Origin of the sequence: Streptomyces ferrugineus (genome assembly GCF_015160855.1) — a bacterium.
Classification (GTDB): Bacteria; Actinomycetota; Actinomycetes; order Streptomycetales; family Streptomycetaceae; genus Streptomyces; species Streptomyces ferrugineus.
Genome location: NZ_CP063373.1, coordinates 620,202 through 641,799 on the forward strand (window position 1 = coordinate 620,202; position 21,598 = coordinate 641,799).

The following is a 21,598-nucleotide window of genomic DNA, read 5'->3' on the forward strand; positions in this document are numbered from 1 at the left end:
CTACGCGGATGGACCCGCTCTGGGCAGGGCGTGAAGGAGCTTCCTGTGCTCCCGCTGTCGCTTCGCTGTGCGAACGCAACGGCGGTGGCGCCCCGCGCGGGCGCCCGCCGTGCCTTTCTACGCCTCGGCCCGGACCTCGACGCCCTCCGGGGCGGTCACCTCGTCCGTATCCTCCGGCTTTGCCTGGTCGGACTTGGCCTTCGCCTCGTCGGCGGACCGGTCCGCCTTCTCCGGCGTAACGAATCGATAACCGACGTTCCTGACGGTCCCGATGAGCGACTCGTGCTCGGGGCCGAGCTTGGCGCGCAGTCGCCGTACGTGCACGTCGACCGTCCGGGTGCCGCCGAAGTAGTCGTAGCCCCAGACCTCCTGCAGCAGCTGCGCGCGCGTGAAGACGCGGCCCGGGTGCTGTGCGAGGTACTTGAGGAGCTCGAACTCCTTGAAGGTGAGGTCGAGGACCCGCCCCTTGAGCTTGGCGGAGTAGGTCGCCTCGTCGACCGACAGGTCGCCGTTGCGGATCTCCATGGGGGAGTCGTCGTTGACGATCTGCTGGCGGCCCATGGCGAGCCGCAGCCGCGCCTCGACCTCGGCCGGGCCCGCGGTGTCCAGCAGCACGTCGTCGATGCCCCAGTCGGCGGTGACGGCGGCGAGGCCGCCCTCGGTCACGACGAGGACGAGCGGGCAACCGGGTCCGGTGGACCGGAGGAGCTGACACAGGCTGCGCACCTGGGGCAGATCGCGCCGGCCGTCGACGAGGATGACATCGGCGCCCGGGGTGTCGACGAGGGCCGGTCCCTCCGCCGGAGCCACGCGCACGTTGTGCAGCAGCAGGCCGAGAGCCGGGAGCACCTCCGTCGACGGCTGGAGGGCATTGGTCAGGAGCAGCAGCGAACTCATACGTCTGGTTCCTCCTCGGTCCCTGCGAGGACGTGGGCGGTACGTCATCTGCTCTGCGATCCCGGGGCCCCGTACACCTGCGGTCATCCGGTCACCTGGAGTTTCCCGCTTCGTATACAACGCTTCCGAAAGCACAAAAGGACCCGGGGGCTACGCTGCCCGAGTCCTCTGTCCAGCAGAATAGCCGACATGGGCGCTGGTACGGCAGGTCATGTGGCACGATCGACGGTTCGTCCGAACTCTGAGACGACCAGACGTACACCTTTGCGGACGATTCTGGCCACCGACGACGGAGTGACGATCGATTCCGTATACGACCCGGGTGCGGTCGTATACGACGCCTCCCGTCCATCCGCCGGTGACCTGGCGTTCGTCGTCGCCCACGGCTTCACCGGCGATGTGGACAAGCCGCATGTGCGGCGCGTGGTGGACGCCCTCACCCGGCACGGCGCCGTCGTCACCTTCTCCTTCCGCGGGCACGGGGCGTCGGGCGGACGGTCGACGGTCGGGCACCGCGAGGTGCTCGACCTGGCGGCCGCGGTGCGCTGGGCCCGCGAACTCGGGCACGCGCGCGTGGTGACGGTCGGCTTCTCCATGGGCGGCTCGGTGGTGCTGCGGCACGCGGCGGTCTACGGCGCGCAGGGCGTGGGCGGCGAGGAGGTCGGCCGCAGCGGGCGCGACGGGGCGCACACGGACGCCGTGGTGTCGGTCAGCGCTCCCGCGCGCTGGTACTACCGGGGCACGCCCCGTATGCGCCGGCTGCACTGGCTGGTGACCCGGCCCGAGGGGCGCCTGGTCGGCCGCTACGGATTCCGTACCCGGATCCAGCACGGCGGCTGGGACCCGGTGCCGATGTCCCCCGCCGAGGCGGTTCCGCACATCGCCCCGACCCCGCTGCTGATCGTGCACGGCGAGCTGGACGGCTACTTCCCCCTCGATCACCCCCGCATGCTGGCCGCCGCGGCCGGTGACCACGGCGAACTCTGGCTGGAGCCCGGCATGGGACACGCCGAGCACGCGGCCGCCGACGAGCTGCTGGCCAGGATCGGGGGCTGGGCGGCCGGCCGGGCGGGCTAGCCTGGTCGATGCTCACCGCCGCCCGGTGTCTCCTGGCGGTGATCACGTCAACCGATTGAGGAACCAGATGGCAAAGGTCACGGTGCGCTACTGGGCCGCCGCGAAGGCCGCCGCCGGGGTCGCCGAGGAGCCGTACGACGCGGCCACGCTCGCCGAGGCGCTCGACGCGGTGCGTGCGCGACACCCCGGGGAACTGACGCGCGTACTGCGGCGATGCTCGTTCCTCGTCGACGGTGACCCCGTGGGCACCCGCGGACATGAGACGGTACGGCTGGCCGACGGCGGCACGGTCGAGGTGCTCCCGCCGTTCGCAGGAGGGTGAGATGACCAACCAGCCGTATGGGCACGAAGGGTACGAGGGGTACGACCCCTACCGGCGGCAGGCGCCGCAGGGATGGCCCGCGCAGCAGCAGGCGTACGACGATCCGCAGGCCGCGCAGCAGTACACGCAGCAGTGGCAGGGGCAGACCTGGGAGACACAGGTGCAGCCGCCGGCCCCGGCGGAGGAGACGGCGTATCTGCCGCCGCAGGGGGCGTATGCCGCCGGCTACCAGGGGGCGTCTTATCAGGAGACGTCGGGATACCAGGGCGGGGACTCATCGCCCGGCTATCAGGCGGGCAACTGGAACGGCCAGGCCCAGCAGCATTCGCATCCGCAGGCCCAGCCCTCTCACGCGCAGGCGCCCGAGTCGGACACGGAGGACCAGTCGGGTGACGGGCCCTCCTACGGTCCCGCGACCGTCGCCGGGAACTCCCGGATCACGGACGCCCAGCGGGCGCGGCTGGAAGGCCGCTCCCCGATCATCGAGCCGGGGATGCAGCCGGCCGGGCTCACGGCGCTGCTCGGGCTGCTGCTCGCGGTGGCGGCGGCGATCGGGTCGTACGCGCTGCTCGTACCGCTGGTGGCCCTGCAGGCGGTGACGGCGGCGGGCTGGTTCCGGCTGAACGGCATGTGGCCGGCCCGGCAGGGCATCGCGCTGGCGTTCGCCGGGGCGGTGACGGCGGACGTGGCGCTGCTCGTGGCCGACCGTGCGCCGGCGGCGATCCTCGGCACGCTGGGGGTGTGGGTGCTGCTGGCGCTGGTGCTTCAGCTGCGCTCGCATGCCGATCCGGACGAGCGGATGTACGGCCTGATGGCGAGCGTCGCCTCGGCGGCGCTGGCGATCGTCGCGGCGGGGTATCTCGCGGCGGAGGCGGATGCGGTGACCGTGGGGGCGGTCGCGGTCGCCGTCGCGGTCGTGGTGCGGGCGCTGCCGTTGCCGACGGTGGCGTCCGTGGTGGCGGCGTCGCTCGCGGGTGTGGGCGCCGGGGCCGTGGTCGGGGCGATCACCGGGGTCGGCTCGGGTGGGGCCCTGCTCGGTGCGGGTGCGGCGGTGTGTGCGCTGATCGGGCACCGGGTGGCGAGCTATGACTACCCGTCGAGGTTCGTCCACTTCACGGCGGGCGTGGCACTGCCGCTGGCTGCCGCGGCGCCGGTGATCTATGTGCTGGGGCGGGCGCTGGTCTGACCTGCCCATCGGTTGAATGCCCCAGGAGAGGAAATTCCATCCCGGGAGATGGAAAGGTTCTGATGCCGGAGAAATCGTCTCCGCTGTGGTGGCTGTTCGCCGCGATAAGCGTGGCTCTCTACCTTCTCGCGATATTTCCGGGAATGGTGAACCGAAGGCAGAAGATCTGGGTTTCGTGCGGCCCGGTGGCGGGTTTCCTGGCGCTCATGGCCTTCAGTGCCAACTACGGATGGTCACCGACCGAACTCTCCCCGCCTACTGCGGACTCATGCTGGCCTTCGCAGCCGGTGTCGTGGGGCACACGAAGGCGATGCGGACGTTCATGATCTGGCGGGAGGAGAACCCCGGCAAGCCCGATGACGAGGGGCCCGGGGTCCCCTGGATACTGCAGATGGCGTTCACGCTGCCGGTTTTCCTCGGCGGCGCGATCTGGTACGTGAACAATTCCTGAGCAGGGTCGGGGACTGGCGCGGTGGCGAAGGCGGGTGCCTCGCCTGTCACAGGTGATCGACAATCTCCCGGCCCGCCCTCGCCCCGGGGTTACCCTCGCGCTGGACGGCCACTCGGTCGTCAGTGACCGTCGTCGTTGATGACCACTCAGGTGGGGGGAACACCACAACATGCGCGCCCTGCGGATACTGCTCATAATCGTCGTGATCCTGGGGGGCCTCTTCGTGCTGGCCGACCGGCTCGCCGTCGGGTTCGCCGAGGACGAGGTCGCCGGGAAGTTGCAGGCGAGTGAGAACCTCGCCGGCGCCCCGGACGTGTCCATCAAGGGCTTCCCGTTCCTCACCCAGGTCGCGAGCGGCTCGCTGGACGACGTCGAGGTCGGTATCAAGGACTACGAGGCCGCCACCGGCACCGACGGCAAGACGATCCGGATCGACGACCTCACCGCGAACATGAAGGGCGTCGAGTTCTCCGGCGACTACAGCTCCGCCACCGCGGCCACCGCCACCGGCACCGCGTCCATCACCTACGCCGAGCTGCTGAAGACCGCCAAGTCCGAGCCCACCCAGGTCGCCCCCGGCGTCACCGCCGGCGTTGTCGGCCTCTCCGACGGCGGCAACGGCAAGATCAGGGTCGCCGTCGAGGCCACCGTCCTCGGCACCAAGCTGCCCGAGCCGGTCTACGTCCTCAGCTCCGTCACCGCCAAGGGCGACACCGTGCGGGTGCACGCCGACGACCTGCCCGACTTCGGCGGCGTCGACATCGCCGAGAACCGCGCCCGCGCGATCACCGACTTCGAGCAGAAGATCGACGGCCTTCCCGGCGGCATCCAGCTCGACCAGGTCCAGGCGGCGAAGGACGGCGTCGAGATCACGGTGAGGGGTTCGAACGTCCGCCTCGCCGGGTAGTACGGAGACCGAACGGACCGCTGTGTCCGACTGGCGAGACAGCGCCGTCCGCACCGTAGATGTGCCCGCGGCCACACCGACCCGCAGGCCGCTTCACTACGCCCTCCCGAGTGATTCATTCCCGCATCCCGGACGATCCTGTCTCGGTATGTGACACACCGGTGACACGCCCGCCCGTCCGTCCCTACGATCGACGCCATGAAGCGACAGGCGGATCTCACGAAGCGGCGGGCAGTAGACCTCTGCCGCGTTGCCGCCATGCTCTGTCGCCCCTTCTGAGCGGAAGCTCCGACTTCCGCGTTTCCCCTCGCCCTGACCAGGGCACAGGTGCGCCGTCTCGGCATGAGCGCGCGCACCCCCTCGCACTCGCACGCCCCGCCGCAACTGCCCCGGAGGAGAGAAGAGCATGAGCCGCAGCGACGTCCTCGTCGACGCCGACTGGGTCCAGGAGAACCTGGACAACCCCAACATCGCGATCGTGGAGGTGGACGAAGACACGTCCGCCTACGAGAAGAACCACATCAAGAACGCGATCCGCATCGACTGGACCAAGGACCTGCAGGACCCGGTCCGCCGCGACTTCATCGACCAGGAGGGCTTCGAGAAGCTCCTGTCGGCGAAGGGCATCGCCAACGACACCCTGGTGATCCTCTACGGCGGCAACAACAACTGGTTCGCCTCCTACGCCTACTGGTACTTCAAGCTCTACGGCCACGAGAACGTCAAGCTCCTCGACGGCGGCCGCAAGAAGTGGGAGCTGGACGCGCGCGAGCTGGTCGAGGAGGTCCCGGAGCGGGCCACCACCGACTACAAGGCCAAGCCGCAGGACACCTCCATCCGTGCCTTCCGTGACGACGTCGTCGCCGCGATCGGCTCGCAGAACCTGGTCGACGTGCGCTCGCCCGACGAGTTCAGCGGCAAGCTGCTCGCCCCGGCCCACCTGCCGCAGGAGCAGTCGCAGCGTCCGGGCCACGTCCCGTCCGCCCGCAACATCCCGTGGTCCAAGAACGCCAACGACGACGGCACCTTCAAGTCGGACGAGGAGCTCAAGGAGCTCTACGCCGAGGAGCAGGTCGACCTGGCGAAGGACACCATCGCCTACTGCCGTATCGGTGAGCGCTCCGCGCTGACCTGGTTCGTGCTGCACGAGCTGCTCGGTGTGGAGAACGTCAAGAACTACGACGGCTCCTGGACCGAGTACGGCTCCCTCGTCGGCGTCCCGATCGAGCTCGGCGCCAACAAGTAACCCATCCCTCGCAGGCAAACCCGACCGGCCTTCCTTCCGGTCAGACCCCAATCTGGAGAAAGACATGTGTGGAGCGAAGGCCGGCGGCCCCGACGCCTCGACGATCAAGCCCGGTGAGACCACCATCCAGGGTCAGGTGACCCGCGACGGCGAGCCGGTGACGGGCTACGTCCGTCTGCTGGACTCGACCGGCGAGTTCACCGCGGAGGTCCCCACCTCCGCCACGGGCCAGTTCCGCTTCTACGCGGCCGAGGGCACCTGGACCGTGCGCGCCCTGGTCCCCGGCGCCACCGCCGACCGTACGGTCGTCGCCCAGAAGGGCGGCCTGGCGGAGGTCGCGATCGCCGTCTGACGGCCGCGAGCGCCTGAAGGGCCGCACCCCACGGGTTGGACTCCCGGGGTGCGGCCCTTCGGCATGTACGGGCCTACTCTGGACGTATGTACGCACGGCGGCGTCACATCTACTTCGCCATGATGGGGACGTGCCTCACGCTCTTCGTCCTGGCCTGGGGCGTCGTACGGCTCTGGTCGGTCCCGGCGGCCGTGGCCATGTGCCTGGTCGCCATGGTCATCCCGCCGCTCGCCGCGATGGTCGCCAACCGGCGGGGGCCGGAGGACCGCTGGTGGGACGACCCCTCCGGCGACCCGCAGTCCGACGAGTGGTGGGACGAGCTGGACGGCAAGAAGCGCCCGCGGTCTCAGTAGACGAGCGCCTGCGTCTCGTCCCCGAGGGCCTCCTGCACGAAGACCTGCGCCCCCGCGATGCGGACGCCCTCGATGACGTCCTTCTCCGTGATGTCCCGGCGGGCCGCGCACTGGGTGCACAGCGTGAGGCGGCCGGCGGCGAGGACCGAGTCGATCAGGTCGGGCAGCGGCGCCGCGTGCGGCAGCTCGAACTCCGCGGCCCGGCCCGGCAGCGCGAACCAGGAGGACTCCCCGGTCAGCCACACGGAGACCTCGACACCGCTGGCCACGGCCACCGCCGCGACCGTGAACGCCTGTGAGCAGCGCTCGGGGGCATCGGCCCCCGCCGTCACCTTGATCACCAGCTTCTTCGCCATGGCCGAATCGTAATCAACTCCCTTACAACTTCGGTCATCACCCGTGGGTCTCCTGTGCGCGACGCATACGGAATGCGTTCGTCACGTTCTGTGGGGGGACGTCTTGGAAGTACCCGAAGTTCCGGAAGAAGCGAGAGAGGCAGGAGAGGCGGGGCAGGCAGGACGTCGCCGACGCGGGCGTACGACGCTGCTGATCGCCGTGGCCGCCGTGCTCGGGGTCGTCGCCGGGACCTGTGCCGGCTATCTCGTACAGGCCGACCGCGAGCCCACGAAGCTGCCCCCGCTCTCGCAGCCGACGCTGACGCAGGCCAAGGGCGAGGCGCCCGAGCCGCTGTCGGCCGCCCAGGACCGCCGGGTGCGGACCGAGGGCGATCTGCGCAAGCTGCTGCTGAAGAAGCCGGCCGGGGCGAAGAACGCCGAATGGCTGGAGGGCCTGGACGGCTGGATGGACATGGCCGCATACGCCGACACGTACGAGGAGCCGGAAGGCGCTTTCGGCGAGCTCGCGGACAACGAGTTCCGCCGCGCGGCCGTCACCGGCTGGGCCGTCGGCAACTCCTACTCCGTGGAGATCCGGCTGATCCAGTACCGGCAGGAGGAGACCGTCGTCGCCGCCGACGCGGTCGCGGCCGAGCAGTACTGGCTGGAGTCCGAGGACAGCCGGAGCTGGCCGATACCGGGTACGGGGGACGGGTTGGCCTACGTCCACAAGGAGCCCACCACCGAACCCGGCTACCTGCCGCTCTACAGCGCGGAGGCGCATGCCTCGCGGGGTGACATCGCCATGCAGATCTGGCTCTACGGCACCAAGCCGTTCAAGAAGAAGACCGTCATGGACCTGGCCGAGCGGCAGATGGAGCGGCTGTGAGCGACAACGACAAGCCCCTCCGCAAGGGCCGTATCGCCGCCGTGGCCGGGTCCGTGCTGCTGGTGGCGGCCCTCGTCGCGGGTGTCGGGTACACCGTCGTGACCGTGCGGGACGCCGACCGGGACGCCGGTGCCCCGGTGTGGAAGCTCCCGGCCGCCGGCAAGGCCGGTGACACCAAGGCGGCGCACGCCTCCGGGCTGGCCGGGATGCTGGTGCCGTACGACACCGACGGCTGGGTCCGCGGGCCGGACCTCGGCGAGTTCGGCTCGGACGTGTCGCTCAGCGGCGCCCAGGCCGCCGCGCTGCGGCGGGAGTCGCTGAGTGATCTGCCCCGGTCGCAGCGGCGGAAGCTGGAGAAGCAGTTCGACAAGCTGCGGGTGAAGGGCATGGCCATGCGCAGCTACCTCAGCGCGGCCGGCACCGGTGGGAACGACGAGGCCGTCACCCTGTCCATCGTGCTGAGCCAGATGGGGAGCGAGGCGGCCGTCCGGAACATGGCGACGGTCCAGAGCGAGTTCCTCGAGGCCCTGGACATCTTCCGCAAGGGCCCCGAGATCAAGGGCCACGACAACGCCAAGTGCTTCCTGCCGCCCAAGGACGCCGACACCGAGCTCGACACCATGTTCTGCTCCGCGTACGTCGGAGACGTCCTGGTCACCGCCACCGCGGACGGCGAGAAGCCACTCGACACCAAGGAGGTCGCGGTGCTGCTGCGCACCCAGCTCGACCGCATCGCCGAGCCGGGGGAAGCGGTATGACCGACATGACCGGCGGGGACGACAGGACCGGCATGACCGAGCAGCCGCCGCCCCTGATTCCCCCCATGCCCGAGGCGCCGCCCCTCATACCGCCGGCCCCGGCCGGGCCCCCGGCGCCGAAGGACCGCCGCGTCCTGCGCGCCGTGCTGCGCTGGACCGCGGCCGTCGTCGTCTTCGCGGTGGTCGGGGCGGGCACGGCGTACGGGATCACGCGGCTGGAGCGGACGGACGTACCGGGACTGGCGACCGAGTCGGACGGGCGCTGGGAGTACCCGACGCTGACGAAGCCGCCGCTGCCCTCCGGCAGCCCGGGGCCGCTCGACGGGACCAACACCGCCGGCACCCACCACGCCGACCTGCGCGCCCTGCTGCTGCCCGCGCCCAGGGGCGCCGAGGAGGACAGGGCGCTGCGCGGAAAGGACGGCTGGCTGGCGACCGGGGACTTCCTCGCGGAGTACCCGGACAAGGAGGAGCGCGCGGAGCTGCGGCAGCGGCTCGTCGACAGCGGGCTGCGCCATGTCGCCGCCCGCGGCTGGACCACCCAGGACGGCACCCACACCCGCGTCTACCTGCTGCACTTCGGCACCGCGGCGGTCGTGGACGACATGGTCGGCGCCCTCGCCTCGTACAACGCCCCGAACCACACCGTGCGCGGCGCCGAGGCCTTCACCCTCGACGAGGACTTCGCCGAGGCGCCCCAGCCGGACGGCACCACGCGGCTGGCCTACGTCGAGGCCGCGCCGTCCGGTGCCGAGCAGGTGCGGCAGGCGTATGTGTCCGCCGGTGACGTCCTCGCGGTGATCGTCCAGTCCAGGAAGGGCACCGCGCACGCCGTCCCCTTCCGGCAGACGGTGATGCTGCAGACCCAGCTGCTCGGCTGACCTCGCCGGGAGGGCCGGTCCCCGGCCGCGTAAGCTGGGGCCCGGCCCTGTGTACGTACCGCACAACCTCCGCTCAATCGAGGAGCACCCCGTGGAGATCTTCTTCGAAGCCCTGCTCGTCCTGGTCTGCGTCGGCGTCCTCGCCTTCGCCGGGCTGACCGTGAAGAAGCTGTACCAGGGCCAGCGCTGACCGACCACTTCCAGGAAAACCTCTCCTCATGATCGAGATCCCGTCCGACCTCCACAAGGACCTCGTCCCGCTCGCCTTCCTGCTCGGCAACTGGGCGGGCGCGGGTGTGCACGACTTCCCCGGCTCCGAGAAGTGCAACTTCGGACAGGAGGTCGCCTTCACCCATGACGGCCGGGACTTCCTGGAGTACCAGTCCCACACCTGGGTGCTGGACAACGACGGGAACAAGGTCCGTCCCCTGGAGTCCGAGCACGGCTTCTGGCGCATCGACGCCGACCGCAAGGTCGAGGTGACCATGGTCCGCCACGACGGTGTCGTCGAGGTCTGGTACGGCGAGATGGCCGCCAAGAAGCCGCAGATCGACCTGGTCACGGACGCGGTGGCCCGCACGGCGGCCTCCGGCCCGTACACCGGCGGCAAGCGGCTGTACGGCTACGTCAAGAGCGACCTGATGTGGGTCGGCGAGAAGCAGACGCCGGACGTCGAGCTGCGGCCCTACATGTCGGCGCATCTGAAGAAGGTCGTCACCCCGGAGGAGGTCGAGCGCTGGGCCAAGGCCCTCCCGGACGACCTGCCGGACGACGGCATCGCCTTCTTCAAGTAGGCAGCCGTTCGAGTAGCTCTAGACTTCAGGTGTGGTGAGCACCGACTGGAAGAGCGACCTCAGGCAGCGCGGCTACCGGCTGACGCCGCAGCGGCAACTCGTGCTCGAAGCCGTGGACACCCTGGAGCACGCGACCCCCGACGACATCCTCGTGGAAGTGCGGAAGACGGCGTCGGGGGTCAACATTTCCACCGTGTACCGGACCCTGGAGCTCCTGGAGGAGCTCGGGCTGGTCAGCCACGCCCACCTCGGGCACGGCGCGCCGACGTACCACCTGGCGGACCGCCATCACCACATCCACCTGGTCTGCCGGGACTGCACCAACGTCATCGAGGCGGATGTGTCGGTGGCCGCCGAGTTCACCGCCAAGCTCCGGCGCGAGTTCGGCTTCGACACGGACATGAAGCACTTCGCGATCTTCGGCCGCTGCGGGGACTGCGCGCTGAAGGGTGCGAACGGCAAGAGTTCAACTACCGAGTCGTAGGCTTGTGCCCATGAAGAGCCCCCTGCTGACCCTGCCCGGCGCCGTGCCCGCCGAGGGCGTGGACGAAGGCGTCGCCGCCCACTACGGCGATCTGTTCCGCGAGCAGCGCGCCCTCGCCGACGGCACCGGTTTCGTCGACCTGTCGCACCGCGGAGTCATCACCGTCTCCGGGGACGACCGGCTGAGCTGGCTGCATCTGCTGCTCACCCAGCACGTCAGCGAGCTGCCCACGGGCGAAGCCACCGAGGCGCTGATCCTCTCCGCCCACGGCCACATCGAGCACGCGCTGTATCTGGTCGACGACGGTACGACGGTCTGGGCCCATGCCGAGCCCGGCACCCAGGAGGCGCTGCTCGCCTACCTGGAGTCGATGAAGTTCTTCTACCGGGTCGAAGTCGCCGACCGGACGGCCGAGTTCGCGGTGGTGCACCTGCCCGCGGGGTCGATCGCGGAGGTGCCGGAGGGCGTCGTCGTACGGGAGACGCCGTACGGCCGTGACCTGTTCCTCCCCCGCCCCGACCTGGAGTCGTACGCCGAGAAGGCCGGCCCGCCGGCCGGAATCCTCGCCCACGAGGCCCTGCGCGTCGAGCACCACCGCCCCCGCCTCGGCTTCGAGACCGACCACCGCACCATTCCGCACGAGCTGGGCTGGATCGGCACCGCGGTGCATCTGCAGAAGGGCTGCTATCGCGGCCAGGAGACGGTCGCCCGGGTCCAGAACCTCGGCAAGCCCCCGCGCCGTCTGGTCTTTCTGCACCTGGACGGCAGCGAGGTCCATCTGCCGCCCCACGGCACCGGGATCCACCTCGCGGACGAGGGCCCCGACGGCCGCAAGATCGGCTTCATCACGACGTCCGTACGCCACCACGAGCTGGGCCCGGTCGCGCTCGCGCTGGTGAAGCGGAACGTGGCCGTGGACGCGAGGCTCCTGGCCGGAGAGACGGCGGCGGCGCAGGAAGTGGTCGTCGAGCCGTAGCCGTGCGCTAGATCTCCAGCAGCACCGTGAACGGGCCGTCGTTCGTGAGCGAGACCCGCATCTTGGCTCCGAACCGGCCCGTCGCCACGGTCGCGCCCAGGCCGCGCAGTTGGGCGACCACTTCCTCGACGAGCGGCTCGGCGACATCGCCGGGGGCGGCGGCGTTCCAGGTGGGCCTGCGGCCCTTGCGCGCATCGCCGTAGAGGGTGAACTGGCTGATGACGAGGAGCGGGGCGGCGATGTCGCTGCACGACTTCTCGTCGTCCAGCATGCGGATCGACCAGAGTTTGCGGGCGAGTTGGGCGGCCTTCTCCTTGGTGTCCTCATGGGTCACTCCGACGAGGACGCACAGCCCTTCGCCGCTGATCTCCCCGACGGTCTCACCGTCCACGACGACACTCGCGCCGTCCACTCTCTGCACCACAGCTCGCATGCCGCCATCATGCCGGGTGGGGGCGAGTACTCGGTAAGGGGCTTCCAAGGGGCTTCATTTTGGAGCCCTAAGCACCCATCTGGGGCTGTTCACGGGCACTCGGTCACATAGCGGCCCTTTGGGATGGCACGATGCTCCCACACGCCGGTCGAGGGGACGGTAGAGGCACATGAGCACACCGAGTACCGGGCAGCCGCCTGGGGCTGTCGTGCTGACCCAAGCGGGCCAGCCGACCGCCCTCAGGCCGCCCACACAGCGCACCGCCGACGATCCGGGTCCGGGCCCGCACGCACGGCTGCCGGTGGAACCGCCCGAGCGGGACCTGACCGTGCTCAGCCTGCCGGAACTGCGCACCCTGCGGCGGGACGCCCAGCGCGACGAGGCGGACCTGAGTTATGTACGGCGACTGCTGCAGGGCCGGATCGACATCCTGCGGGCGGAACTCGCGCGCCGCTCTCCCGCGGGCGCGGCGTCGGTCGTGGACCGCCTCCCGGAGATCCTCACCGACGCCCCGGCCCGCCACCGCTCCTCGGCCCGTCATGTGACGCTGGGCACCCCGCAGAGCGAGGAGTACCGGCGGCTGGCGTCGGAGATGCTGGCCGAGGTGGAACTGTCGGACCTGGCCGCCCGTACGGACGCCGAGCTGAACACCGCGATGGGACGACTCGTGCGCTACGAGCACGAGGTGTCGGGCCGCCGCCAGACGCTGCAACGCACGACCGACGAGTGCAGCGCGGAGATCGCCCGCCGCTACCGAGACGGCGAGGCCCAGGTGGACGACCTGCTGACGTAGCAGTACGCCTCGACGCCGGTCGGCGCCCTCCGACCCGTCCGGCGCCCGAGGACATGCCCTCACCGTCCGCAGCCCCCACCCACCCGCTGAGGGCGCCTCCTTTCGGCGCCGGTCGCCGCCTTCCAGCCCGTCCGGCGCCCGAGGACATGCCCTCACCGTCCCGAGCCCCCACCCACCCGCTGGGCGTCACCTTTCAACGCCGGCCCGCACCTCTCAGCCCGTCCGGCGTTTGAGGACAAGGCCCCTTCAGGGCCGGAGCGGGTCTGGGGCGGCAGCCCCAGCGGGGGTCGAGGGGCAGCGCCCCTGGGGATGGGACGGGTAGGGGCGGCGGGGGCGAGGAAAAACTCGGCGACACCCCCGCGGCCGCCCACCTACCGTGGCCCCATGACCCGCCCCGAACCCCACATCGACGTCCGCCCCATCACCGTGGCCGACATCCCCGACTGGATCCGGGCCCTGAACACCGGCTTCCTGCGCACCCCCGACGTCACCGAGACGGAAATCGCGGACCGGGCGTCGTACCTGGAACCCACCCGCACCCTCGGCGCCTACGACGCCGGCCGCTGCGTGGCCACCTTCCGCTCCTTCGCCCAGCAGCTCACCGCGGTCGGCGGCACCCCCGTCCAGGCCGACGCCATCTCCAACGTCACCGTCAGCCCCACCCACCGCCGCCGAGGCCTCCTCACCCGGATGATGGCCCACGACCTCGCCGCGGCGAAGGAGAGGGGCGACGTCGTGGCGACCCTGATCGCCGCCGAGTACCCGATCTACGGCCGCTACGGCTTCGGCCCGGCCACCTGGACCGCCCAGTGGACCGTCGACGTCCACCGCACCGGCCTCGACCCGAGATGGTCCGGCCCCGACGACGGCGGCCGTATCGACCTCGTGGACGGCGCGGACGTCCGCAAGCTCGGCCCGGAGCTGCACGAGCGGGTGCGCCGCGCCCAGCCGGGTGCCGTCGACCGGGACGAGAGGTGGTGGCAGACCAACACCGGAGCGCTGCGCCCGGACAGGTCCCCGTGGACGGAGCCGTTCTTCGCCGTGTACCGCTCGGCGGCCGGCGAGGTCGAGGGCATGGTGTCGTACAAGGCGGACGACCACTGGGGCGACGGCAAGCAGCCGCTCAACACGGCCACCGTCAACTGGCTGAGCGCCACGACCCCGGCCGCCGAACGCGCCCTGTGGCGCTACCTGTGCTCGATCGACTGGATCGCCACGGTGAAGAGCGACTGGCGGGCCCCCGACGACCTGCTGCCCTTCGTCCTCCCCGACCCCCGGGCCGCCATGATCACATCGCTGGCCGACTGGCTGTGGGTGCGGGTCCTGGACGTCGTACGGGCTCTGGAGGCGCGTACCTACGGCGGGGAGGGCGTTCTGGTGCTGGAGGTCGTGGACCGGTCGGGCCTCAGCGGCGGGCGGTACCGGCTGGAGGCGGCCGCGGACGGGGCGTCCTGCACGCCGACCACGGCCACCGCCGACCTCACCCTCGACGTCGCCGAACTGGGCACGCTGTGGCTCGGCGACGAGTCCGCCGTACGGCTCGCGGCGCTGGGGCGGGTGCGGGAAGAACGAGCGGGCGCCGCCCGGGTGGCCGACGCCCTGCTGCGTACGTCCAGGCGACCTTGGTGCCCGGACATCTTCTGACACTCCTCTCTGCCGACGACAGGTCTGCTCATCCGTAGCGAGCTGTGCGGTTGTTGTTCAGTTGTGGCTGTGCGAGTCGCTGACACTGTTCGGTTGTCGCTGTTCAGTTGTGACTGTGCCGACCGACCGGGCTCCCGGCTCCCCTCCGGAAGGGAGCCCGGACGGTGCTAGTGGGCGAGCAGCATGACGAGGATCACCGCGCCGATGCCGCCGATCATGGTGTTCTTGGCCTTGATGCCGATGGTCAGGGCGAGGAAGGCGATGATGCCCATCGGCCCGTACTTCCACTGGATGAGTTGTTCGAATCCAATGACGAGCGCGGCGACGGCGAGGTAGACGAGCGGCATGCTGGTCTCCTTCGGTGACGATGGTCGACAGAACCGACCCTTGTGGCCAACCCTCCTGAAGTTTGACCATGTTGCTTAAGTTGGCGACCAACTTCACTGTACTTATGACCGCCTGGAAGCGTCTTATAACCACCATCCCTGGAACTGCCCAAAGATGGCGGGAAGTTGTAATGTTTGGTCGTGGAGCCGAAACACGCCTCCGCCAATGGGCGGAAGAGTTCACAGCGGCCACAGAAGTCACATCGGGAGGTGGCCGACGAGCTGCGCGCCCGGATCACCTCGGGCGAGTTGCGGCCTGGCCAGCGCATGCCCACCCAGGCCAGGCTGGCGGACGAGTTCGGCGTCGAGCGCGGAGCCGTACGGCAGGCGCTGCGCATCCTGCAGTCCGAGCACCTGCTCACCAATGTGTCCAAGGGTGCCCCGGCGACCGTCGCCCCCGACCTCGGCAAGGCGCTGACCGGCCCCGGAGCCCCGCCGGCGCCCACCATGGTGGCCCTCGGCCCGCGTATCGCGTCCGCCTTCGCGGCCCCGCACGTCGAGATCGACGCCCTGTGCCTCACCTCGGTCTCCCTCACCCTGGCCATCGGCGAGCCGCTCCGTCAGATCCACGCCGGGCAGCTGAAACCGGCCAAGGTCGACGTCCGGGTGCTGCTGCCCAGCCGTGACATCCCGCTCGCCTTTCCGACGCCGGTGGCGGGTTCGGCCGACGACGACCCCGTCCACCAGCGCTGGCTGGCGATGCGCAACGCCCAGGGGCAGGTGCTCCGGCACAACCTGCTGGCGCTGCGCTCCACGCACGGCATCGATGTGCAGGTCACCTTCCGCGCGCTGCCGTTCACGCCGCCGGTGAAGCTGTACCTGCTCAACAGCACGGAGGCGCTGTTCGCCTACTACACGCTCAGCCGCCGTGAGGTGGAGATCGGGCAGCGGCAGCTGGAGATGTACGACGCCCCGGGCATCCAGTCCATGCTGTTCGCCTTCGAGCAGGGGGCCGGGCTGCGGGACATGACGTTCGTGGAGCAGTCCCATGTGTGGTTCAACGCACTGTGGGAGACGATCAGTTCGGAGCTGCTGCTCTCGAGCTGATCATCCCCCACAGCGTTTGATCAGGGTGTTTGCCGCTTGGATCATAGGGCGGGCCCCGAGACGAGGATCGCGAGGACGACGGCCCCGATGGAACTCACGGCCGGGCTCTTGGCCTTGATGCCTATGGTGAGCAGCAGCAGGCCGATGATGCCGGTGGCGCCGTACTTCCACTGGAGGGTCTGTTCGACGCCGACGACGAAGACGGCGGAGAGGAGTGCGAGGACGGGCATCGGTGTTTCCTCCTTCGGGCTTCTGGGGATGGAAGGATTACTTCCGCCAACTCAACCAACTTGACGCCAACTCTGACTAAGTTGTCCCCACTTGGCCCCCACCTTGAAACAAGGCGCCAACAACTCCCGCTAGATGGATGTGAGTTGTAGCGTTTGGTCGTGACTCAGGAGAACGTGGCAGTGAACGGCAGCAGGAGACTCTCGCCCCAGGAGATCGCCGACGTCCTGCGGGAACGCATCCGTGTCGGAGACCTCAAGGCGGGCGACCGTCTGCCCACCCAGGCCGAGCTGGCCGAGGAGTTCGGCGTCGAGCGAGGCACCGTCCGCCAGGCCCTGCGCGCGCTCCAGGAGGACGGCCTGCTCACCAACGTGAGCAAGGGAAGCCCGCCGCGCATCGCCCTGCCCACCCCCACGCGGGGCGCCCCGCAGCCGACCATGGTCAGCCTGACCCCCCGGCTGACGGAGGCCTTCTCGGCATCGCGCGTGCGCGTGGACGTCGTATGCCACACCTCCGAGACCCTGATGCTGGCCCTCGGCGGGCCGCTGCGCCTGATCCACGACGGCTCCATCCACCCCGAGTCGATCGACGTCCGCATCCTGCTGCCGTCGCGGGACATCCATCTCGCCTTCCCGGTGCTGGTCGAGGGGCGCGGCGACGACGACCCCGTGCACCAGCGCTGGCTGGAGATGCGCAACGCCCAGGCCCAGGTGCTGCGCCACAACCTCCAGGCCCTGCAGTCGACACACGGGGTCGACGTGCGGGTCACCTTCCGCGCGCTGCCGTTCACCCCGCCGGTGAAGCTCTACCTGCTCAACGGCGACGAGGCGCTGATCGGCTACTACGTCCTGACCGAACGCCAGGAGGAGTACGAGAGCCGGACCCTGGACATGTACGACGCCCTGGGCTCCCAGTCCCTGCTGTTCTCCTTCGTGCGACAGGCCGGACAGCGCGACGCCGCGTTCGTGGAGGAATCCCAGAAGTGGTTCGACGCCCTCTGGGAAACCATCACCACTGACCTGACACTCTCCTAGTGACTTCTGATACGACGCAGACTGAACCCGTGACCTCCGAGACCGAGAACGAGACGGAACAGCTCCGGGACCTGATCACGCGCGCTCGCGTCGTGCTCTGGGACTTCGACGGACCGATCTGCCGGCTGTTCGCCGGGCACAAGGCCGAGCGGGTGGCGATCGATCTGGTGGACTGGCTGGAGGGGCGGGGGCTGCACGGGCTGCTGACGGAGGAGGAGCGCGAGTCCCTCGACCCGCACGTCGTCCTGCGCGCCGTGGACCGCCGGCACCCCGGCAGCGACCTGGTCGCGGAACTGGAGGAGCGGCTCACCCAGGAGGAACTGCGGGCGACCTCCTCCGCGATGCCCACCGCGTACGCCGATCCGCTGATCCGCACCTGGTCGGCGGTCGGATCCCGGTTGGCCATAGCCACCAACAACTCCCCCCGCGTGGTCCGCGCCTATCTGAACAGCCGCGGTCTGCTCTCCTGCTTCAGCCCGCACATCTACGGCCGCACCCAGGACCTGCACCGGCTGAAGCCGGACCCGCACTGTCTGAACCGGGCCCTGAACGCCATGGGCGCGGCCCCCACCTCGGCCCTGATGATCGGCGACACCCCCTCGGACCTCGTCGCCGCGAACAGCGCCGGAGTCCCGTTCCTGGGCTACGCGCGTAACGACCGCAAGGCGAAGCTGCTGCGGGAGGCCGGGGCCACCGCGGTCGTGGACTCGCTGGGGTCGGTGCTGCGAGGGGTGCGGGCTCAGGCCTGACTCATCAGGAACACGAACAGCACGACCGCCCCCACCGCGAGCTGGTTGTGCCGGGCCCGGATGCCGATGAAGACGGCTGTCAGGACGACCAGTCCAATCACCCCCAACCTCGCTTGCGCCACCAGGCTCAGCGTCAACTCGGTTAATGCGCACAGCGCCTGGAACAGCACCATGTCCCCCACCCGCACCCTTCGAATCATCGAGGCGCCCAACTGGCCGTCCAATTGGGCTGGTTGGCCTGCAATTGGTTTTCCCTGGCGGCTAGATCCCTTAACTGGACCGGCGGTTGGACCGGTCGGTTGACTGAAATCGGTGTGCAGGCGGAGGAGAAGCGGTACGGTCGGCGGGTGGGTGGACAGCGGGCCGCCGAGGGGGGCGGCAAGGAGTTCGAGCGAGTGCTGGACGCACTCCTCCTCCGTATGTCCGACGGCACCTACGCCCTGGGCTCCCTGCTGCCGCCGCAGCGCGAGCTGGCCCAGGACCTGGGGGTCTCCCGGGACACCGTCCAGCGGGTGCTGAGGGAGCTCTCCGAGCGCGGGCTCGTCGAGTCCCGGCAGGGCAGCGGATCCCGGGTCATCGGGTCGCCGCCGCCCCAGGCCCAGCAGCCGCAGCCGGCCGGCCGCTCGGCGCATCCGGGCCGTACGACACTGCGGCCGCACATGGCCAGGGCGTTCGAGCGGCCCGAGGTCGCCCTGGACGTCTTCACCTTCACCTCCGAGTCCCTGGCCGCGCACTTCTGGATCCAGGCCGAGCGGATCCGCTCCGGGGAGATCACCCCGCAGCGGATCGCCCTGCGCATGCTGCTGCCCTCGGAGGACCTGCCGTTGCCCTATCCGCGGGCCACCGGCGACCCGGACGATCCCCGCCCGCAGGAGCGGCTGCGCGGCATAGCCCGGCGCCACCTGCAGTCCCTGCGGCTCGTCCTGGAGGAGCTGAGGGCCGAGCAGCTCGTGGCAGACGTCGACGTCGACATCCGGTGGGTGCCGCTCACACCGACCTTCAAGCTCTACCTGTTCAACCGCACGGAAGCCCTGCACGGCATGTACAAGGTGGTCGAACGCCCCATCGTGCTGGACGAGGAGACGATCCCCGCCCTCGACGTCGTCGGGCTCGGCGCCGTCCTGGAGCGCCATGTGAAGGACGACGACCCCAACTCGCCGGGCTCCGTCTTCGTGACCGAGCGCCAGGAGTGGTTCGACTCCGTCTGGAGGCACCTGACCGAGTGACCGGAGCGGGGCTCAGTGCGTCAGGGGCGGCGACAGCGCCCGCATCAGCGGCTCGAACGAGCTGACCACGCTCCGCGCGCCGCGGTGCCTCATCCGTGCCGCCGTCCCCTCGTGCCGGGTGAGGCCGAGGAACGGCACCTTCGCGCTCTCGGCCGCCGCGAGGTCGGTGAGCTGGTCGCCGATCAACAGGGTCCGGGACGGGTGCGGGCCGCCGAGCTCGGCCAGGGCGCGGTCGACGACGTCGGGATGCGGCTTCATCAGACGCGGGTCGTGCGGGTCCCGGCCCAGCACGGCCGTGAAGTGCCCGAGCAGGTTCCGTCGTTCGAGGTACTCGCGCACCGGTCCCTCGGCGTTGTTGGTCACGATCAGCAAGGTCTTGCCGAGCTGGGCCAGCTCGCCCACCAGCTCGCTCGCCCCGGGCGTGGGGGCCGCCTCGAGCACCGCCGCGTACTCGTGCCGGGTGACGATGCGGTCCGCCCAGTCCAGCCGCGTCCCACGGCGGCCGCCCGGGCGCCGTACCGCCATGTCGGCCAGGTGGCGCAGCACCCCGTGGGAGTCGGCGCAGGCCTCCACACGGGGGTCGAGCCGCCCCCACTCGTGCCGGGCGCGCTCCTTGACCTCGTCGGCGATGTACGCGGTGCAGGCACCGCCGAACAGGTCGCACACGGGGCCGTCGAAGTCGAGCAGTACGGCGTCGGCCCGCTCGAGGAGGCGGCGCGGCGTGTCCCGGTCGCCGCGGCCGCCGTACTGGGTGCATGTCGTCGTCACCGGGACAGTGTGGGGCGGCACGGTCGGACGCCGGGCGCCCCGGGCCGTGGTGTCGGACGCGCCACCGCCCGTTCGGGTGAACATGACGCGCACCCGCCTCAGGGGTTCGGTGCGAACGGCCGCATCACTTCTGGCACGATGCGCTCTCACAGGGGGATGCCGTGCAACACGTCCCCGCCACTGGCGCGGGACCGGTCGAGAGAGCGGGCGATGTCAGCAGAAGGGGTGTCCCCGACACGGGAACGAGCCGTTCGGATGAGCGGCGGTGACGCGAGCGCGGTCGAAGGGCCGCTCGAGGGCTATCACCACGAGACCTATGTGATCCCCCTGCCCGACGCGGCGGGCGAGGAGGACGACGAGGACGCCGCTCCCGTCCGGGCCAAGTGCCGTGCGCCGCGCGGCGGCCTGCTGTGGTTCGACCGGCGTTGCTTCGTCTCGGAGGAGCAGCTGCTGGCGGCGCTCCAGGGCCGGATCACCGGTATCCCGGACCTGATCGAGGTCGGCGAGATCCGGTTGCAGCGGTTCATCGAGGGCCGCACGCTGGGCTCGCGGTACGCCGCCGGGCGGACGGTCCCCGAGCCCGTGGTCGACCAGATCCTGGACCTGTTCCGGCAGTTGATCGGTGTCTCCCCCCGGTCGCTGGCGGCCGAACGGCGCTGTGTGCCCGAGGACCGCGCCGAGGACGGGGACTGCGCGGGGTTTCTGGAGGGGCTGGTCCGGTTCGTCGAGGAGCGCGTCTACCAGGACAACCTCGCCTCCTTCGAGGAGCTCTTCGCGGCGCTGGGCGTGGACGAGGACTCCTTCCGCGCCCTGCGCAAGCACGTCGTCGTCCCGGGACTGGCGGAACGACCCTTCAGCCTGCTGCACGCCGATCTGCACCGCGAGAACTTCGTCCTCGACCCGGCCGGCCGCCTGTGGACCATCGACTGGGAGCTGGCCATGCTGGGGGACCCGCTCTACGACCTCGCCACGCATCTGTACCTGATGCGCTATCCGGACCATCAGCAGGAACGGTTGATCGAACGGTGGTGCGCAGTGGCCGAGGAGGTCCGGCCCGGCAGCACCGAGGGCCGGCGGGAGGACCTGCCGAGGCTGCTGGACTTCAAACGGGCCCAGAGCGTGTTCACCGACGTCATCCGGGCGACCGAGATCCTGGACACCGGCAGATCGTTCAACTGGCGGCGCTGGCCCACCGAGGCCATGCGGGTGCAGCGGGTGCTGACCCGGGCGGCCGTACCGCTGGGGCTCGACGAGGTGCCGAACCTGCGGACCGTGGCCGCCGCGCTGCTCGACTGGTACCGGCTGCGGGGGCGGCGCACCTCATAGGGTCGACAGAACGACTTCCGGCCGCGCGACGCTCCCAGTTGCTCTACAGTCTCGAC

29 protein-coding genes are annotated in these 21,598 nt (G+C 70.2%); 22 read left to right on the plus strand and 7 right to left on the minus strand.

Annotated features, from left to right (window positions below; genetic code table 11):
• Positions 1 to 117: 117 nt before the first annotated feature.
• Complete coding sequence (locus IM697_RS02915) at positions 118 to 897, minus strand: winged helix-turn-helix transcriptional regulator (RefSeq protein WP_194044399.1); 780 nt, start codon at positions 895 to 897, stop codon at positions 118 to 120.
• Positions 898 to 1,086: 189 nt separating this feature from the next.
• On the opposite strand from IM697_RS02915, the gene IM697_RS02920 reads away from it, so the two are divergent.
• The 9 genes from IM697_RS02920 (at position 1,087) to IM697_RS02955 (ending at position 6,791) form a co-directional block, all read left to right on the plus strand.
• Positions 1,087 to 1,974 (plus strand): alpha/beta hydrolase, encoded by an 888-nt coding sequence (locus IM697_RS02920; RefSeq protein ID WP_194044401.1) that lies wholly within the window; start codon positions 1,087 to 1,089, stop codon positions 1,972 to 1,974.
• Between the two features lie 67 nt (positions 1,975 to 2,041).
• On the plus strand, positions 2,042 to 2,296 hold the full coding sequence (locus IM697_RS02925; protein ID WP_194044403.1) for a MoaD/ThiS family protein: 255 nt from the start codon (positions 2,042 to 2,044) through the stop codon (positions 2,294 to 2,296).
• Position 2,297: 1 nt separating this feature from the next.
• Complete coding sequence (locus IM697_RS02930; protein WP_194044405.1) at positions 2,298 to 3,482, plus strand: hypothetical protein; 1,185 nt, start codon at positions 2,298 to 2,300, stop codon at positions 3,480 to 3,482.
• Positions 3,483 to 3,750: 268 nt separating this feature from the next.
• Entirely contained in the window at positions 3,751 to 3,933 is a 183-nt protein-coding gene (locus IM697_RS02935) for a hypothetical protein (protein ID WP_194044407.1), read from the plus strand.
• 169 nt (positions 3,934 to 4,102) lie between these two features.
• Positions 4,103 to 4,840, plus strand: a complete 738-nt coding sequence (locus IM697_RS02940) for an LmeA family phospholipid-binding protein (protein WP_194044409.1) — start codon at positions 4,103 to 4,105, stop codon at positions 4,838 to 4,840.
• A gap of 198 nt (positions 4,841 to 5,038) precedes the next feature.
• Positions 5,039 to 5,119 (plus strand): Ms5788A family Cys-rich leader peptide, encoded by an 81-nt coding sequence (locus tag IM697_RS45820; protein WP_350751515.1) that lies wholly within the window; start codon positions 5,039 to 5,041, stop codon positions 5,117 to 5,119.
• Positions 5,120 to 5,246: 127 nt separating this feature from the next.
• Positions 5,247 to 6,086, plus strand: coding sequence for a sulfurtransferase (locus IM697_RS02945; RefSeq protein ID WP_194044411.1), 840 nt, complete (start codon positions 5,247 to 5,249; stop codon positions 6,084 to 6,086).
• 64 nt (positions 6,087 to 6,150) lie between these two features.
• Positions 6,151 to 6,438, plus strand: coding sequence for a DUF1416 domain-containing protein (locus tag IM697_RS02950; RefSeq protein ID WP_028421436.1), 288 nt, complete (start codon positions 6,151 to 6,153; stop codon positions 6,436 to 6,438).
• An 86-nt stretch (positions 6,439 to 6,524) separates the two neighbouring features.
• Positions 6,525 to 6,791, plus strand: a complete 267-nt coding sequence (locus tag IM697_RS02955; RefSeq protein ID WP_194044413.1) for a DUF3099 domain-containing protein — start codon at positions 6,525 to 6,527, stop codon at positions 6,789 to 6,791.
• Here IM697_RS02955 and IM697_RS02960 read toward each other — a convergent pair.
• Positions 6,785 to 7,147, minus strand: coding sequence for a DsrE family protein (locus tag IM697_RS02960; RefSeq protein ID WP_194044415.1), 363 nt, complete (start codon positions 7,145 to 7,147; stop codon positions 6,785 to 6,787). The two genes, IM697_RS02955 and IM697_RS02960, sit on opposite strands and share 7 nt — an antisense overlap.
• Positions 7,148 to 7,346: 199 nt before the next feature.
• On the opposite strand from IM697_RS02960, the gene IM697_RS02965 reads away from it, so the two are divergent.
• From IM697_RS02965 to ygfZ, 6 genes are all read left to right on the plus strand, one after another.
• Complete coding sequence (locus IM697_RS02965) at positions 7,347 to 8,015, plus strand: hypothetical protein (protein WP_322734546.1); 669 nt, start codon at positions 7,347 to 7,349, stop codon at positions 8,013 to 8,015.
• On the plus strand, positions 8,012 to 8,773 hold the full coding sequence (locus tag IM697_RS02970) for a hypothetical protein (RefSeq protein ID WP_194044417.1): 762 nt from the start codon (positions 8,012 to 8,014) through the stop codon (positions 8,771 to 8,773). The genes IM697_RS02965 and IM697_RS02970 overlap by 4 nt, the downstream gene beginning before the upstream one ends.
• A gap of 5 nt (positions 8,774 to 8,778) precedes the next feature.
• On the plus strand, positions 8,779 to 9,654 hold the full coding sequence (locus IM697_RS02975; protein WP_407699645.1) for a hypothetical protein: 876 nt from the start codon (positions 8,779 to 8,781) through the stop codon (positions 9,652 to 9,654).
• 218 nt (positions 9,655 to 9,872) lie between these two features.
• Entirely contained in the window at positions 9,873 to 10,448 is a 576-nt protein-coding gene (locus IM697_RS02980; protein ID WP_194044419.1) for a heme-binding beta-barrel domain-containing protein, read from the plus strand.
• Positions 10,449 to 10,479: 31 nt separating this feature from the next.
• Positions 10,480 to 10,932 (plus strand): Fur family transcriptional regulator, encoded by a 453-nt coding sequence (locus IM697_RS02985; protein WP_194044421.1) that lies wholly within the window; start codon positions 10,480 to 10,482, stop codon positions 10,930 to 10,932.
• A gap of 10 nt (positions 10,933 to 10,942) precedes the next feature.
• Entirely contained in the window at positions 10,943 to 11,908 is a 966-nt protein-coding gene (ygfZ, locus tag IM697_RS02990) for a CAF17-like 4Fe-4S cluster assembly/insertion protein YgfZ (protein ID WP_194044423.1), read from the plus strand.
• A gap of 7 nt (positions 11,909 to 11,915) precedes the next feature.
• Here ygfZ and dtd read toward each other — a convergent pair whose 3' ends face one another.
• A complete protein-coding gene (gene dtd / locus IM697_RS02995) occupies positions 11,916 to 12,341 on the minus strand; it encodes a D-aminoacyl-tRNA deacylase (RefSeq protein WP_194044425.1) in 426 nt (141 codons plus the stop codon).
• Positions 12,342 to 12,510: 169 nt separating this feature from the next.
• Here dtd and IM697_RS03000 point away from each other — a divergent pair, with 169 nt between their 5' ends.
• Positions 12,511 to 13,134: an RsiG family protein gene (locus IM697_RS03000; protein ID WP_194044427.1), complete on the plus strand. Its 624-nt coding sequence runs from the start codon at positions 12,511 to 12,513 to the stop codon at positions 13,132 to 13,134.
• A gap of 384 nt (positions 13,135 to 13,518) precedes the next feature.
• Complete coding sequence (locus IM697_RS03005) at positions 13,519 to 14,778, plus strand: GNAT family N-acetyltransferase (RefSeq protein ID WP_194044429.1); 1,260 nt, start codon at positions 13,519 to 13,521, stop codon at positions 14,776 to 14,778.
• Between the two features lie 167 nt (positions 14,779 to 14,945).
• On the opposite strand, the gene IM697_RS03010 is transcribed toward IM697_RS03005, so the two are convergent.
• Positions 14,946 to 15,125, minus strand: a complete 180-nt coding sequence (locus IM697_RS03010; RefSeq protein ID WP_148000080.1) for a hypothetical protein — start codon at positions 15,123 to 15,125, stop codon at positions 14,946 to 14,948.
• Between the two features lie 174 nt (positions 15,126 to 15,299).
• On the opposite strand from IM697_RS03010, the gene IM697_RS03015 reads away from it, so the two are divergent.
• On the plus strand, positions 15,300 to 16,211 hold the full coding sequence (locus IM697_RS03015) for a winged helix-turn-helix domain-containing protein (RefSeq protein ID WP_194044430.1): 912 nt from the start codon (positions 15,300 to 15,302) through the stop codon (positions 16,209 to 16,211).
• Between the two features lie 41 nt (positions 16,212 to 16,252).
• Here the strand turns inward: IM697_RS03015 and IM697_RS03020 are convergent, their stop codons facing one another.
• Complete coding sequence (locus IM697_RS03020; RefSeq protein ID WP_062723799.1) at positions 16,253 to 16,441, minus strand: hypothetical protein; 189 nt, start codon at positions 16,439 to 16,441, stop codon at positions 16,253 to 16,255.
• Positions 16,442 to 16,594: 153 nt separating this feature from the next.
• Between IM697_RS03020 and IM697_RS03025 the strand changes: the two genes are divergently transcribed.
• A complete protein-coding gene (locus IM697_RS03025; RefSeq protein WP_194044431.1) occupies positions 16,595 to 17,473 on the plus strand; it encodes a winged helix-turn-helix domain-containing protein in 879 nt (292 codons plus the stop codon).
• Positions 17,473 to 18,222 (plus strand): HAD family hydrolase, encoded by a 750-nt coding sequence (locus IM697_RS03030; protein ID WP_194044432.1) that lies wholly within the window; start codon positions 17,473 to 17,475, stop codon positions 18,220 to 18,222. The genes IM697_RS03025 and IM697_RS03030 overlap by 1 nt, the downstream gene beginning before the upstream one ends.
• On the opposite strand, the gene IM697_RS03035 is transcribed toward IM697_RS03030, so the two are convergent.
• Entirely contained in the window at positions 18,213 to 18,395 is a 183-nt protein-coding gene (locus IM697_RS03035; RefSeq protein ID WP_194044433.1) for a hypothetical protein, read from the minus strand. The two genes, IM697_RS03030 and IM697_RS03035, sit on opposite strands and share 10 nt — an antisense overlap.
• 174 nt (positions 18,396 to 18,569) lie before the next feature.
• On the opposite strand from IM697_RS03035, the gene IM697_RS03040 reads away from it, so the two are divergent.
• Complete coding sequence (locus tag IM697_RS03040; protein WP_194044434.1) at positions 18,570 to 19,448, plus strand: winged helix-turn-helix domain-containing protein; 879 nt, start codon at positions 18,570 to 18,572, stop codon at positions 19,446 to 19,448.
• Positions 19,449 to 19,460: 12 nt separating this feature from the next.
• On the opposite strand, the gene IM697_RS03045 is transcribed toward IM697_RS03040, so the two are convergent.
• On the minus strand, positions 19,461 to 20,216 hold the full coding sequence (locus tag IM697_RS03045) for an HAD family hydrolase (RefSeq protein ID WP_228044476.1): 756 nt from the start codon (positions 20,214 to 20,216) through the stop codon (positions 19,461 to 19,463).
• 255 nt (positions 20,217 to 20,471) lie between these two features.
• Between IM697_RS03045 and IM697_RS03050 the strand changes: the two genes are divergently transcribed.
• On the plus strand, positions 20,472 to 21,542 hold the full coding sequence (locus tag IM697_RS03050; protein WP_228044477.1) for a phosphotransferase family protein: 1,071 nt from the start codon (positions 20,472 to 20,474) through the stop codon (positions 21,540 to 21,542).
• The last annotated feature ends 56 nt before the right edge of the window (positions 21,543 to 21,598 follow it).